The following is a 14484-nucleotide window of genomic DNA, read 5'->3' as shown; positions in this document are numbered from 1 at the left end:
TAAGAGTATAAATTCATAATTAAATAAAATACTGTGATGTAAATAATATTTGCAACCAGCACCCAAGTATAGCTTGATTTCCAGTTTCTTTCTTTTTTTGATTCCATTTTAGCTGTCTTTTATTTTTCTGTTTATTCAGTATCAGTTGTTTTTAAAGCAATCATATTCGCTATCAGTCGGTAAGCGCCTGAAACACCCATAGGTAATTCTCTAAACAAACTCAAACCTGTGTAAATATAGTGTCCTGCTCCATAATTTGCTACTAATAAAGCTCCTTTTTTAGGACTTTCTCCTTTATCATTCGATGATAAAATAGGAGTAAATGCTGCGTCATATTGTTTTGGATAATACAAACCTTGTTCTTGTGTCCAATCTTTAAAATCGGCATTGGTTATTTTATTTGGATAATTCAAAATAGGATGATTCGGTGCAAGAAATTCCACTGCGGCATTTTCATCAGTAACTCTATCGCTAGAAATAGTTATTGGATAAGGTGCAATATTTGCAGGAATTGATCGATCTGGCGTGTTGTATTGTACGATCAAAGTTTTTCCTTTTTTCACGAATTCTAGTAGTAAATGCTGTTTGGTTTTTAAGGTGGGCAAAGTGTTATAAGCACGGATACCTGTGATAATTACATCAAAATTATTTAAATTCCTAGCATTGATTTCTTCGGGAGTTATCATTGTAACTGCATATCCCATTTGAGTTAAGCATTGTGGAACATCATCGCCAGCGCCCATAATGTAACCAATTCTCTCATTAGTAATTTTTAAATCTAATTTTTTAAATTTCGCTTCAGATGGAAGTAAGATTTGTTGTTTCGAAATGTGTTCGTAAGTGGTAATAATTTGCTCCTTGTCTTGTTTTTTGTTGTCAATTGAAACCACACTTTTGGCTGTAATCTCCGAAGTTTCTTTGGGAGGCGTCACATCAAAATATACAATTTGTTCGCTGTCTTTTTTATCTAAACTGAAATCAATTGATGCTGGCGAAACAGTCCAGTTTTTAGCTAATTCTAATTGGAGAACACCATTACTATTGTCTTTTCCTGCTTTGACTTGAACCGCTATTTTCTTGGTATTTCCATCATTAAAAAAAGAAATTTGGTCTAAAATTTTGGTACTTACTTCAGGAATAATATCAAGATAATTGTATATTTCTCCCTTTACCTTGTCGTTGTATTTATAGACAACAGTTCGTTCAAACGGAATGGTAACGTCAATAATTTTAATATTGAATTGTACTTTTGTATCTCTAATAATATCTGGGACTCCAATGTTTTCTTGGTCTGAAACCTGATACATTCCTATTGATGCTTTTTCTTTTAACCAATAGGGTTGGCTGTATTCAAGGTTTTTTGGTAATTGTAAATCAATAGTTATGTTTTCTAAATTATTATTCTCTAAAACTTGATTGATTACACTATTCTTTTTATCGGGAAAACTAGTAATACTAACTAATTCCATAGGAATGGTACTTCTATTAATAGCTTCCATTTTTATTTTAATAGCACTTCCGGGTGTTGCTTGCTGTTCCAAGGAAACTGCTTCGAGATACAATCCTGCACAGCTAGCAATGGTGTTTTTAATTTCGTTTAATTTAATAAGTTTCCAATGACTATCATCTAATGCAGTAATCATTTGATAAGCTTTGATTAAATCAGGAATGGAAGAAGATGGATGAGCAAAATTATATTTAGATGCGATTTGGCTAATGAATTCTCCAATGGGTTTTCCATCTTTTACACGGTTCCAACTGGTATCTATTCCTTCAAAAATATCCGCTTTATTACTTAGTTTCTGACCATCAATCAATTCTAAATACTCCGTTTCCTTACCACGAGTTCCGGTACTTCCAAAACCTTGTGATTTATGACTGCTTCGACTTAAAGCAGCTATTTCTTGATTGGATTTCCCTAATTCAGGATAGTAAACGCCTGTTTCTAAAGTAATAAAATTAGATTTATCCGCAGCATCAAATTTTTCTTGACTGCCATAAAACCAAACCGATGGATTAAAGAAAATGCGTTTGGCTTGCCACGGACTGTACCATTTTAGTTGTTCGGAAAAACGGTTGGCATTATTAGATAAGTTAAAACTTTCGACACTTAAAATAGCCGAAGCCGTATGATGTCCATGAGTAGTTCCTGGAGATCGATGGTCAAAACGATTGATAATTACATCAGGTTGGAATTTTCGAATGGTCCAAATCACATCTGCTAATACTTTTTCCCGATCCCAAATTTCAAAAGTTTCATCGGGATTTTTAGAAAAACCAAAATCATTGGCACGAGAGAAAAATTGTTCTCCACCATCAATTTTTCGAGCTTCGATGAGTTCTTGTGTTCGAATAACACCTAATAATTCTCTTAATTCGGAGCCAATTAAATTTTGTCCTCCATCGCCACGAGTGAGTGAAAGATAAGCTGTTCTGGCTCTTTTTTCGTTCGAAAAATAAGAAATCAAACGCGTATTTTCATCATCAGGGTGTGCTGCAACATAAAGGACACTTCCTAAGAAATTTAATTTCTGAATTTGATTGTAAATTTCTACAGCGTTGGGCTTTTGAGGCTTTTGAGCTGTTATGAATTGAAATAACAAAAGAAAGATAAAAATAAAAAGCGTTCTATTTTTGTGCATTTTTGTCTGATTTAATGGCAATAACTTCAAATGTGTAATTATTTTTTGGAATAAAATTATTCTTGTTTTCGATGCAGTTATTGAGAAATTAGAATATTTTGTAATGTAAAAGTCTAACAAAAAATATACCGATATTTTTTCATCTTTAAAAAATGTAGATTTAAGGCAAAAAAAAAACAAGAACCAATACTTTGTAAAAAGAAAAACTACTTCGAAAAGTAGTTTTTTTAAGAACGTATGAAATTTATATTTTAACCTTAATTACAATTTTTTTTATTTTTCCATTACTAATCATCGCTGCGTGAGCGTCTTCAGGAAATAAGATAGTAAATTGTCCTGGATTTAATTCAAAAAACATATCGGGTTGGTCAAAGAAAAAACGAACGTCTTTTTCGTCGCTGTAATCGCCATTTGGACTCACACATTTTTCTCTTGGTTTCCAAGCGTAAGTTTCTGGACCAGTAACACAAACCTGAATATCGATATTTTTATCATGGCACTCAAAATGAACTAAACTTTGTTCTTTTGAATTTCCGTTGCCGGAATTAACGATAATCTTCAAATCATCAGAATATTGCGTTACGCCATCGGCTAGATTGGCTAAGTCGTTTTCGTTTAAAAATTGGAATGCCTTTTCAAAAGCAGGATGTAAACCGTGGTACTTTTTGGCATTTAGTAATGAATCTATAATCATTTTGTAAAATTTAAATTTAGTTGGTAAACGTTTAATTGGTTTTAAAGCAACAAAAGAATAAAAATACATTTTAATATTTAATAGCCGAATGAAAATCGGATAAAAAAGATTTTTTTAACGAATATGGATTTTAATTTAATGAAAATTCAATCCAAACAGGAATGTGGTCTGATATGGTTCTAGCAGCTTCTAGGGAGTTGAATTTTTTATAGAAAGGAATAATACCTGAATTTTGCAGTTTTATTTTAGCAGTTGGATAAAAAATATTATCGTATTCTGAAGCCAGAGCTTCATAGGTTAAAATTAAGATTGTTTCTTAACTTAATGTGATGGCTAAGTTAGCATATCCAAATCTTGAGGAAATCTAGAATTCTTTAAAATGTTGGAGCGGGTGGATGATAAGAACAGTTTTTTATATAGGATTGTTCGTAATCGCTTATTTCTTCTGCATAGTATTTTGCTAACTTAATAACAATAATTATGAAGAAAATAAGAAAAATATATTGTTTTGAATTTTTCATATTAAAGTGAATTTATGAAGTTTTTTACCAAATTTTATTTTTATATCAGTATCTCCAAACCAACCACCATTAAAAACTTATTCTCATAAGGCTTTCCATATTTGTGGTACATTTTTTCAAAGGTTATTTTTGGGTAGGTAGAGTGTCATTCATAGCGTCGATACTATCCTGTTTTTTATTATGGATGCAGTATTTGGGTTCCCGGTGCATGATTTTGGGTTTTGACTCTCGGCGCGATATGAAGTTTTCGCTAATGATAATCAGTGATATGTAGTTTTGTTTTTTCATTTGGCTTGCTTTCAAGGTAGCAAACTTACATCCATAAAAAAACATTCCCTTACGGGAAACCGTAGTGTGCAAAAAATTAAAAAGCTTCCGTTGTAGAAGCTTGTAAATGGTATGAAAAAGTGATAATTAAATAATGCCTAAATCTTTAGCAATGGCTACCAGATGTGTAGTATTATTTGCTTTGAAGTATATTTTCAATTTATTGATGTGTTTTTCTATAGAACTCTTGCTGTTTGGAGTGATTCCTTCTTTTTTAAATACTGATTCCAAAGCTTCCTGACTTATTCCTAATGAAAGTTTCTCCATTAAAAGAACATCATAAGGATTGATTTCGCTGGTTGTTTTGTCTTGTATTATGTGCAATAATTCAGGCGATAGATTGTCCGATTCATTTTTATAGGCTTTCTGTATGGCAACTTTTAAATCGTAAATGGTGTTTCGACCTTTCAAAACATAACCTTGAATACCGAATTTGTCAAACAATAATTTGATTTGGTGCGCACGGTCTTCTATCGAAAAAACAATTATTTTAATATCTGGAAAAAGCAGTCGTACCTCCTGAATTAATTCTTCTCCCGAATTGAGTTTATTTATTTTATGGTCAGCTTTAAACGATAAATCGCAGATAAGTAATTCAAAAGGAACTTGATCCTGATGTGCTCTTCTAATTTTAAGTAAGGCTTCGTCGCAATATTTAGCATATTGTATTTCTGGAACCTCTAAATCATTCAGTATTTTGAACGCTCCCAAATCATTAAAATCAATATCATCGGCAATTAAAACTTTTGTAAACATAAAGGTATTATTTAGGTACTGTAATTTTAGCTTTAAATCCTTTGTCCGGATTAGTGTCAAAAGTAAATATTCCGTTTACTGTATGAATACGGTTTTCCGCATTTTGCAATCCTCCTTTTAAAATTGATTTTTGAGAGCATCCAATTCCATTGTCTGAATAGTCAATTACGATATTGTTCTGAAGAGTGTTAAAACCAATAATTACAAAATTGGCCTGACTGTATTTCTTCATATTAATCATCAATTCCTGAAGTACTCTTTGAATGGCAATTTTCTTGTCAGCATCAATTTTTGACCAGTCAATTGGGTTTCCATTTTTGATAATTATTTCTAATATATTGGTTTTATAATTATTTAGCATTTGTTTTAAATGGTATTCAAAATCTACATTCGTATCAATTGGACTATTTTCTTTAGAGATATTTCGGGTTCTATTGTATATTTTATCAAGATTCTCTAAAAGCGTTTCTTTTTTTACGGGATTTTGTAAATCCTGTGTTTCGGCAAATGTCATGGTGTAAAAAACATCATTGGCTAATTCGTCATGCAATTTTTTTGAAATTCGGGTTTCAGTGGCGTAAGCTTCCTGAAGTCTTATTTGTTTATTTTTATTTTTAAAATAAGAAATAAGAAAACCTATAGCTGTCATTAAGAACATGAAGCCAAAACCCAGTAGGTAAGTTTGATTTTTTTGGGTTTGGAGTTGAAGCGCAATTTCTGTTTTTTCTGCTTTGTATTTAATACTTTCTAATGTAGCTTTTTTCGAATCGTATCTAATTTTCGCAAATTGATTTTTAGCATTATTGCGAACTTTTTTAATGCTGTCATTTAAGTAAACATAGCGTTTTGAGTGTGGGTTTACGCCTTTTTCAGTATTTTGCAACATTAAGAAAGAGAGTGCTTCGAGTTGTTCGTCAATACTTTGAGTTTTTTTTGCTTGATTATAGGCTAAAAGAGCATTTTCTTTTGATTTTTGGGAATTAATGTTTTGATAATAATCGGCTAAATGGAGGTAACTTTCAATACTACCATACCAATCATTCTGTTTTATTCTGATCGATAATCCTTCCTGCATCAATTTGAATCCCTTTTCAAGTTGATTGTTTTTATAATAAGCAAAACCTAAATTATCAATAATAATTGCTTTTTTTCTAGGGAAATTGTCTAACGTATTAGAGATTAAAATTGGTTCTAAAATACGAATTGCATCTGGATATTTTTGTTGTTCGATGTAAACGGTAGCTATGTTATTTAAAGGTGTTACTCTTGTAAGCGGTTCTTTTACCGTTTTTAAAATGGTTTTGTAAGAGGTTATGGCATCGTCATAATTTTTTAATTCCTTAGCGACAATACCTAATAAGTTGTGAATTGCAAATACGTATTCGGTATTGTTTTTAGTATAATCTAAAGCTTCAGTAAGGGTTTCTTCGCTACTGATGTAGTCACCAAATATTTGTTGGATTTTAGTTAATCGAATTAAATTATAAGCAACATAATTACTGTCCTTCTCTTTTACAAATAGTTCTTTGGATTTATTGTAATAAAAAAAAGCACTATCAAATTTTTTAGCATTGTAATAAGAATCCGCTTTGACTGATAATTGAGTCGCTAATGTGCTATTGGAATTTTGATATTTTGTTATTGTATTATCTTTTGACTCCTTTTGACAGGATACCAATGATATGAAAAAAAACAAAATAACAATCGGGGAAATCGGCATAGGCTGTAACTTTCCCCGAAAGTAATAATTATTCTATAATTTTAAGATTATTGTTTTTATCTTTTTGGTGGATTAATAATAATGTCATCATCACCAGGACCATTAGTTACTGAAAAAGAGCAAGTAGTATTCAACTCCTTTTCACCATATTTTATAATGTCTTTAGGAGTTGGTAAAGTTGTGTTTTTTACAACATTTGAGGCACTAACTAAGGCTGTAACTGAAAAAGCAGTAATAAAAAATAATTTTTTCATGATTTTTAATTTTAAAAATTGGACATAGGTTGGGCTGATCGATATAAAATCGAATGATTGTTTGTAGCCAAACCGTTGATGATTACTAAGTTTTTTTGGGAAGTGAAGTGCGCTAGTTCAGGACAGTTGAGTTATACTTCCCCGAATAAAAAACCATTCTGAATAGCAACATTTTTTTTGAAGTAGTTTTGTACATTTGTTCTCATCGCGAAATAGAACTGCAACTAATTCTGTGGCAAAGGAATATTAGTTTTGGAGTGATATTAGCACGGAATTCCTATGATTCCTAGAATTCCTTCAGATTCCCATAGATTCCTGAAAAATCCGATAAGCCTATGAAAAAAAATACTTTAGAAGATTATAAAAAAGAAATTAGAGCGAAATATGAAATGGAAAAATTAGGAGTTCATTCTAGTTTGTTACTAAATCCATCCCGAGCCAAATTGAGAAATTTATGTTTTGAATTGTTGAAGGACAATCCGAGTAAAGATGATTTAATGAGTTTTTCTTCTTTTTTTGGTTTTGAGTTTAGTGCGACCAATTTTAATACGTTGAAGGGCTTAACAGATAAATTTAGACCTATTGAAACTTTTTTAAAAGGAGAGACAGATTTGATGGATATTGAGGGGATGAATATTGCTGCTATTTTAGTCGGTTTTGAATCAAGGCCTTATTTAAAATTTTCTAAGACCGAAAGAGTAATTAATGAGCAATTGTCTGATAATGAGTATAAAACAGCTCATTTGTTAAGTGTTGATTCAAATACTGATACAAAAGATAATGAAAAAGTGCAAGGACAGATGTATCAAGCCTTAAAAAGTAAGGAGAATAATAGAAATATTTTTTTGAATAAACCCATTATTGTTGCAGTTTTTTTGGTAGTATTGATGGGTTGTTTCGTATTTATTTCTTCCAAAGTGGAGTGTATGCAGTGGCAAAATGATCATTATGAGATTGTAGATTGTGGAGATAGTAAAGTAGGAGTTGTGAATTTATTTTCGAAAGTTCCTTTGGATAAAAATATGCTTCATTTTAAGAGAATACAAGTTTGTGATACAACTACATTTTTTAAGTATGAAAAACCAGTAGTTTGGTATTGTAAAAAAGGAAAGGAGTTAGAATTTTTTAATAGTCCAGGATTTAATCCAGAAAATAATAAACCTTTGAAACCCATTACGCAATATATGATTGATAAATATGTAAGTAAAAAATGAGTTGAATTTCTTTAAATTTTAAAAAACACTTCAGATGATAGCTACTTTCAGAACCTTAATTTTACTTTTTTTCTTAGTCTCATTTTTAACTTCTAATGCTCAGGATTCTGTGCTAAAGTCAGAGCAAAATTGGACAGCTGCGGTTTCTGACACCTCTTTTGTAAACCTAAAAGACTACAGTGCTGATTTTATATATGATATGAAATATGCCACTGAAGCTAATTTTTTGAAAGCAAAAGTCTATGATTGTGCCGAATGTTATTTGCGTTTAAAAACAGTTAAGGCGCTTATTGCAGCCAATAAGGTTTTTCAAGAAAAAGGATTTCAAATCAAATTGTTTGATTGTTATCGTCCGTTAGACATTCAAAAACGTATGTGGACTATTGTTTCAAATCCAGAATATGTGGCTGATCCTGCCAAAGGTTCGATTCATAATCGGGGAGGAGCGGTAGATATTACATTGGTAGATAAAAAAGGCAAAGAACTCGATATGGGAACTGCTTTTGATTTTTTTGGAATCAAAGCCAGTCATTCGTATAATAAATTATCTCAAAAAGTTAAAAACAATCGCTTGTTGCTTAAGCAAGTTATGACTCAGAATGGCTTTAACTCATTCGATTCAGAATGGTGGCATTATAATTTGCAATCGGCTTTAAAAGATAAGGTTGCCAATGAAAAGTGGGATTGCGAATAGTTTTCAATGTCAATGTCAATGTCAATTTCAATGTCAATTTCGATAACAATGAGAATAGCAATGTTTTAGCATAAACCCATTTATTTAAATTATCTTTTTAATCACTCTAAGTTTATGAGTGTGTTTGTTGGTTTCGGGATTGAAGATTCCTAGATGATCTACACGATCAATTCTTACTTTACCACTAGCGTGAATGATGTAATTATTTTCCATGATGATTCCCACGTGGATAATATTCCCTTCTTCGTTATCAAAAAAGGCTAAATCGCCAGGTTCACTTTCTTCAATAAAACTTAAAGCTTCTCCTTGTGTGGCTTGCTGCGATGCGTCTCTTAAAAGTTTGTATCCATTCAATTTGTAAACCATTTGGGTAAAACCAGAACAATCCACCCCAAAAGGCGTTTTTCCTCCCCAGAGATACGGTGCGTTTAAGTATAAAAAAGCAGTATTAATGATGTTTTTTTTTTCTTTTACACCAATGACTTTCGTTCCTTCAAATTCATAATTCTGTATATTGATCTCGTTATTGTTCAAAAACGACAATGAAGCACCCAGCGGAATAGGAATAAGTTGGTTAGAATCAGTAGTGATATATTCGATTAAATCCGAATTTAATATGATGGTTTCTTTAGACAATTGTTCGTAATTAGCCTCAGAGATTTCCTGATATTGTTTAGAATCCACCCAGCCTTCATACTCATCATATTGTAGTTTGATGCGCGACCATTGTTTGTGTTTTTCAAGTATTTCAAAGTGTTCTCCAAATAATACCTGAGAAACAATTTCACTTCTGTCACTTGCTTCAAAACGAAGGGGGATGATGGCTAGATTACAAATTCCGAACATTAATTCTATTTTTTTAGATTCTTTCAATAACAATTGCTGATGCTCCACCTCCACCGTTACAAATGGCTGCAGCTCCTATTTTGGCATCATTTTGGTCTAAAATATGAAGCAAACTTACTAAGATTCGTGCACCTGAACAACCTAATGGATGTCCTAAAGCAACTGCTCCACCGTTTACATTTACTTTTTTACTATCCAAACCTAGAATTTTGATGTTGGCTAAACCAACAACTGAGAAAGCTTCGTTAAATTCGAAAAAATCAACATCATTTATTGTTATTCCTGCTTTATCTAAGGCTTTTGGTAAGGCTTTGGCAGGGCTTGTGGTAAACCATTTTGGTTCTTGTGCAGCATCTGCATAACCTTTAATATAAGCCAATGGTTTAAGGTTTAATTGGGCTGCTTTTTCCTCGCTCATCAATATTAAAGCGGCAGCACCATCATTTATTGTAGAAGCATTGGCTGCGGTTACTGTTCCGTCTTTCGAAAAAACTGGATTTAAAGTTGGAATTTTCTCTAATTTAACATTGATAAATTCTTCATCCTTTGCAACAACAATGGGTTCACCACGTTTTTGTGGCACTTCAACGGGAACTACTTCAGCATCAAATTTTCCAGATGTCCAAGCTTGAGCCGAACGATTGTAAGATTCAATAGCATAATTATCTTGTTCCTCTCGACTAATGTTGTATTCCGTAGCACAAAGATCAGCATAAACGCCCATAGCCTGATTGTCGTAAGCATCAACTAATCCGTCTTTTTGCATTCCATCGATAAGAGTGGTTGGTCCAAATTTAGTTCCGTTTCTTAAATGCGTATAATGCGGAATTAAACTCATGTTTTCCATACCACCTGCTATTACAATTTCGGCATCGCCTGATTGTATAGCTTGTGCTGCCATCATTACAGCTTTCATTCCAGAAGCACATACTTTATTGATAGTAGTACAAGGAACTAAATTGCTCAATCCGGCAAAAAGAGCTGCCTGACGCGCAGGAGCTTGTCCCACTCCAGCCTGAATTACATTTCCCATAAGTACTTCGTCAACTAAAGTAGGATCTAGCTTTATTTTATCTAAAGCACCTTTAATGGCTATTGCACCAAGTCGAGGGGCTGAAATATTGGCTAATCCGCCCATAAAACTTCCTATTGGAGTTCTTGTCGCAGAAACGATAACTACTTTTTTGTTCATGACTTAAATACGGTTTGTTTGTATAGCTGTAGCAAATTTACTCTTTTTTGTATAAAAACTATATTTTCAGTTATTGATTCTGTTTAATGTAAAATAGTTTTAGTTTTATTGGAATCTATGTATTTGATTGTTAGTGTTTTTAGAATAGAATAAAAAAAATAATAAAAAAAAGCATAAAAAAAGTTGTGAGAAATGGGATGATGTGTTACATTTGCAACCGCAAAACAAGACACGTTCTTTGAGCTTGGAGAGGTGCCAGAGTGGTAATGGAGCAGTTTGCTAAACTGTCATCGAGTGATCGGTGCCAGGGTTCGAGTCCCTGTCTCTCCGCATAATTTACTAGCTTCGGGGTGTAGCGTAGCCCGGTTATCGCGCCTGCTTTGGGAGCAGGAGGCCGCAGGTTCGAATCCTGCCACCCCGACTTTTTTTTAAGAGTTTTTTTTTAATTACAAAAACTTTTTTGGTTCCATAGCTCAGCTGGATAGAGCAACGCACTTCTAATGCGTAGGTCGAAGGTTCGAATCCTTCTGGGATCACAAATGGCTATAATTAGCTAAAAAACAAAGTGCACATACAGGCTGTAAAGTCAAGTATAGTGCGCTTTTTTGTTTTTTAACCTATTTTATAGTAACCTTATGAATTCAACTTCAGAGAGAATTTTTGACACACTCGTTGACACAAACAAAATCTATGTGTCAATGAAAGATAAATTTATTATCCGTGCTTATAAAAATGCGGAAGGAAAATCGCCAGTAAGTTTACATTTAACTGGAGATTATAAGAGAGAGCGAATTTCTCTTAATATAAATGTAAACCCAAAAGAATGGGATTCTAAGAAAGAACGACTTATTCCGATCTCAAAAGAAAATCAAGATATCAATTTGATTTTGGATAATGTAAAGTCTAAGATAACCCATATTAAAACATCTTACCGATTAGCTGACAGGGTATTAACTCCCGAATCGCTTAAAAAAGAATTTCTTAGTGGTATGCCACGCATTCGCTTTACAGCATTTTATAAAATGATGTTAGAGGAAGAAAAAGTATTGATGGAAATAGGTTCTTATAAAAGATATGTTTCAGTGCTCAAAAAAATTGAAGCTTATGATGATGACGTTACATTTATGGATATAGACCAAGGTTGGTTAGATAAATTTAGAAAACATCTTCGTGGTTTAGGAAATGCTAGTACTACTGTAGCCGGAAATATAGCTGCTATTAAAAAATTTCTTGGTTTGGCTCAAAAATCTGGAATTAAATTATCAATAAATATTGATGAAATAGAAGTGGGAAGTACTAGAGGGAACAGAACTAGTTTATCCACTAATGAACTAAAACGTTGTGCGGGATATTATTTTAGTGAATACATTTCTGATTCCTATAGGTTGATTTTGGGTTATTTCCTTTTTAGTTGTATGACAGGACTTAGAATTTCAGACGTTCAAAGTTTAAGACGTTCTAATTTTATGGATGATTACGTTACTTTTATTGCAAAAAAAACGCAAAAGGATCAATCCATTGCAATGAATATGAAAGCCCGACAAATTGTTGAACACGAACCCTTATTATTCGAAAAGAAATTTGCCGACCAACACATAAATGATGAGTTGAAAAAAATAATGGCTATTTTGAAAATTCATAAAAAAGTTACTTTTCACGTTGCAAGGCATACTTTTGCAACATCGTTTCTAAGAGCAGGTGGTCAGATTGAAAAATTACAAAAATTATTAGGTCATAGCGACATCAGCCAAACAATGATTTACTCACACATAGTTCAGGCTGATGCGAATGCTGAAATTTTCTTGATTGATAATTTATTTTAAGGTATACCCATCAACTTCTACATCGAATTTATTTTTACTAATTTGATTTTTATTCAGAAACTTTAAAATAAAATATCTTCCATAAGAAAAAATACTGCTTTTCGAACTCAAGCCATTAAGTGATTCGATGTAACATGTAAAATTCCATTTGAAATTAATAGAGTTTAAACGGAAATCAAACCATTTTTTATAAAAAGTTTCGGCTACCTCAGGCAATAGCATTGGAGCTGGGTCTGAGGTAGTATTTAAATCACTTGAATCTAACCCTTCGTATAATACCGCATAGATTTTATTAGGTTCTGATTCTATGGCGTGAGCCGTCCAAACTCCATTGTAAAAAGCATTCAAAAAAGGAAATGCCTCAATAGTAATTTCCTGTGTTTGATCATCGGTAACATATCCTGATGCGCTATAGCCATCGCTATTAAAATAGAAGGCTTCGTGTTTATTTTTTTCGTCACTAGGATTGGCAAATTTTAATAAAAATGATAAATCCTTATTGTAATCCCGTTCTGGTTTAGTTTGGAATTCACTCATATCAAAAGCACCATCATAATTGATTTCGGTTTCAATAAAATTCATCCAAATTTCTTTCCCTTTTGGTACAATATCCAAATTGTACCAGTTTTTTATTGCTGTAATGAAAGTACCAAATGTCATATCAGGTACTAATCTATTCAAATCAACAACATCGTTTTGAATAATATTAGGAGTTGCAATGCCAACATCATTATAATAATATTGTGATGTAGTGTGAAAATCAGCAATAATCGAATCGTCATCTTTGTATTGATGGCTTTCAAAAATTACTTCATGATCTCCACCATCATTAATGGTATCAAAAGTAAAATCGATATCGTAAGAATAGATATAGCCTGAATGTCGTTTTCTTTCATATTTCGAAGCCTGCCATAAAGTTCGTCCCCTATATTTTAAACGTGCCCAACACCCTGTTTTCCATAATCCATAAATATTGATGTTTCCTGTAATATTGTATCTTCCGCCTTGTGGAAGTGTAATCACTTCGCTAAAAACTGCAACCCTTCCATAAGAACTTACTAAATCAGTACCCAATACATTTGTCGAGATATTGGTTTGATCCAAAATTTTATAATATTCGGCATCAACATAGAGTAATTTCTTTTTTAGGGATGGGATTTCAAGCACATCTCCTTTTAATTCATAACCGGCATCGGCAAAACCTTGCGTCATGATATGTAAAAAATAAGGCAAAGGCTGCATGATATTTTTGTTATGCGGAATATCATCTTCTACCGTATTGGTTATAAAATCGCCAGCTACGTAATTGTTTAAAATGCGTTCAAAATAGGTCCACATTTCATTGGTAATGTCTATTTTATCAATTTGAATTTGGGGAAAATTGTAATTGACGGCTGGCCATGTTTGGGAAATTATTGTTTTTGCATGGGCATAAATATCGGGAGCAGGAACTACCGCTAAACCTAATTGATTGAGTTTTTTGTTGAAATTAGGAAAATTATCCAATCCATATTTTAATTGAAAAGAAATGCTATCAACAATTCCTTCCACTCTTAAAATTCCTTTTTCCATTATATCATTGAAGACATAAATGACTTCATATTCCGTTATCGTTTCTTTAGACCTGTAATCCAATACATCTTCAAAAATTAATTTGATTTCATCAGTTAATTCCATCGAAAAAGGAAACGAATACTTCGTATTAAAAGTATCGGTAAACCAGGAGTTTTCATCGGTTAAAGAAATAGACGTATTGGATAAATCCAATTCAAAGCTTTCGTGAATAATCTTGTGCATGATG

Annotated in this window: 11 protein-coding genes and 3 tRNA genes; 6 read left to right on the top strand and 8 right to left on the bottom strand. The window is 32.4% G+C overall.

Annotated elements, in window-relative coordinates; translation table 11 throughout:
* Nucleotides 1–131 precede the first annotated feature (131 nt).
* The 5 genes from AAGV28_RS07320 to AAGV28_RS07300 form a co-directional block, all read right to left on the bottom strand.
* Nucleotides 132–2642 (bottom strand): PIG-L family deacetylase, encoded by a 2511-nt coding sequence (locus AAGV28_RS07320; RefSeq protein ID WP_373406168.1) that lies wholly within the window; start codon nucleotides 2640–2642, stop codon nucleotides 132–134.
* A gap of 244 nt (nucleotides 2643–2886) precedes the next feature.
* Nucleotides 2887–3336 (bottom strand): NanQ anomerase/TabA/YiaL family protein, encoded by a 450-nt coding sequence (locus tag AAGV28_RS07315; RefSeq protein ID WP_373406167.1) that lies wholly within the window; start codon nucleotides 3334–3336, stop codon nucleotides 2887–2889.
* Between the two features lie 935 nt (nucleotides 3337–4271).
* Nucleotides 4272–4940 (bottom strand): response regulator, encoded by a 669-nt coding sequence (locus tag AAGV28_RS07310; RefSeq protein ID WP_373406166.1) that lies wholly within the window; start codon nucleotides 4938–4940, stop codon nucleotides 4272–4274.
* 7 nt (nucleotides 4941–4947) lie between these two features.
* Complete coding sequence (locus tag AAGV28_RS07305; RefSeq protein ID WP_373406165.1) at nucleotides 4948–6618, bottom strand: tetratricopeptide repeat-containing sensor histidine kinase; 1671 nt, start codon at nucleotides 6616–6618, stop codon at nucleotides 4948–4950.
* Nucleotides 6619–6716: 98 nt separating this feature from the next.
* A complete protein-coding gene (locus tag AAGV28_RS07300; protein ID WP_373406164.1) occupies nucleotides 6717–6914 on the bottom strand; it encodes a hypothetical protein in 198 nt (65 codons plus the stop codon).
* Between the two features lie 335 nt (nucleotides 6915–7249).
* Between AAGV28_RS07300 and AAGV28_RS07295 the strand changes: the two genes are divergently transcribed.
* Nucleotides 7250–8128, top strand: a complete 879-nt coding sequence (locus AAGV28_RS07295) for a hypothetical protein (protein WP_373406163.1) — start codon at nucleotides 7250–7252, stop codon at nucleotides 8126–8128.
* A gap of 34 nt (nucleotides 8129–8162) precedes the next feature.
* The gene (gene ddpX, locus AAGV28_RS07290) at nucleotides 8163–8822 is read left to right on the top strand and encodes a D-alanyl-D-alanine dipeptidase (protein WP_373406162.1); all 660 of its coding nucleotides are present in this window, start codon (nucleotides 8163–8165) and stop codon (nucleotides 8820–8822) included.
* 84 nt (nucleotides 8823–8906) lie between these two features.
* On the opposite strand, the gene AAGV28_RS07285 is transcribed toward ddpX, so the two are convergent.
* Together AAGV28_RS07285 and AAGV28_RS07280 are read right to left on the bottom strand one after the other, a co-directional pair.
* Entirely contained in the window at nucleotides 8907–9668 is a 762-nt protein-coding gene (locus AAGV28_RS07285; RefSeq protein WP_373406161.1) for a C40 family peptidase, read from the bottom strand.
* 13 nt (nucleotides 9669–9681) lie between these two features.
* Nucleotides 9682–10860, bottom strand: a complete 1179-nt coding sequence (locus AAGV28_RS07280) for an acetyl-CoA C-acyltransferase (RefSeq protein ID WP_373406160.1) — start codon at nucleotides 10858–10860, stop codon at nucleotides 9682–9684.
* Nucleotides 10861–11106: 246 nt separating this feature from the next.
* Between AAGV28_RS07280 and AAGV28_RS07275 the strand changes: the two genes are divergently transcribed.
* From AAGV28_RS07275 to AAGV28_RS07260, 4 genes are all read left to right on the top strand, one after another.
* Nucleotides 11107–11190, top strand: a tRNA-Ser gene (locus AAGV28_RS07275).
* 16 nt (nucleotides 11191–11206) lie between these two features.
* A tRNA-Pro gene (locus tag AAGV28_RS07270) sits at nucleotides 11207–11281 on the top strand.
* A 41-nt stretch (nucleotides 11282–11322) separates the two neighbouring features.
* A tRNA-Arg gene (locus AAGV28_RS07265) sits at nucleotides 11323–11396 on the top strand.
* A 162-nt stretch (nucleotides 11397–11558) separates the two neighbouring features.
* A complete protein-coding gene (locus AAGV28_RS07260; protein ID WP_373406159.1) occupies nucleotides 11559–12683 on the top strand; it encodes a tyrosine-type recombinase/integrase in 1125 nt (374 codons plus the stop codon).
* Here the strand turns inward: AAGV28_RS07260 and AAGV28_RS07255 are convergent.
* Nucleotides 12675–14480: a hypothetical protein gene (locus tag AAGV28_RS07255; protein ID WP_373406158.1), complete on the bottom strand. Its 1806-nt coding sequence runs from the start codon at nucleotides 14478–14480 to the stop codon at nucleotides 12675–12677. The two genes, AAGV28_RS07260 and AAGV28_RS07255, sit on opposite strands and share 9 nt — an antisense overlap.
* Nucleotides 14481–14484 lie beyond the last annotated feature (4 nt).

Source organism: Flavobacterium zubiriense, assembly GCF_041729725.1.
GTDB classification, from domain to species: Bacteria; Bacteroidota; Bacteroidia; order Flavobacteriales; family Flavobacteriaceae; genus Flavobacterium; species Flavobacterium zubiriense.
This window is presented reverse-complemented; position numbering and strand designations above follow the sequence as displayed.

Coding starts and splice junctions, on each gene's coding strand:
- AAGV28_RS07285 (WP_373406161.1), bottom strand. CDS start 9,668: ATGTTCGGAATTTGTAATCTAGCCATCATCCCCCTTCGTTTTGAAGCA.
- AAGV28_RS07320 (WP_373406168.1), bottom strand. CDS start 2,642: ATGCACAAAAATAGAACGCTTTTTATTTTTATCTTTCTTTTGTTATTT.
- AAGV28_RS07280 (WP_373406160.1), bottom strand. CDS start 10,860: ATGAACAAAAAAGTAGTTATCGTTTCTGCGACAAGAACTCCAATAGGA.
- ddpX (WP_373406162.1), top strand. CDS start 8,163: ATGATAGCTACTTTCAGAACCTTAATTTTACTTTTTTTCTTAGTCTCA.
- AAGV28_RS07255 (WP_373406158.1), bottom strand. CDS start 14,480: ATGCACAAGATTATTCACGAAAGCTTTGAATTGGATTTATCCAATACG.
- AAGV28_RS07300 (WP_373406164.1), bottom strand. CDS start 6,914: ATGAAAAAATTATTTTTTATTACTGCTTTTTCAGTTACAGCCTTAGTT.
- AAGV28_RS07310 (WP_373406166.1), bottom strand. CDS start 4,940: ATGTTTACAAAAGTTTTAATTGCCGATGATATTGATTTTAATGATTTG.
- AAGV28_RS07315 (WP_373406167.1), bottom strand. CDS start 3,336: ATGATTATAGATTCATTACTAAATGCCAAAAAGTACCACGGTTTACAT.
- AAGV28_RS07260 (WP_373406159.1), top strand. CDS start 11,559: ATGAAAGATAAATTTATTATCCGTGCTTATAAAAATGCGGAAGGAAAA.
- AAGV28_RS07295 (WP_373406163.1), top strand. CDS start 7,250: ATGAAAAAAAATACTTTAGAAGATTATAAAAAAGAAATTAGAGCGAAA.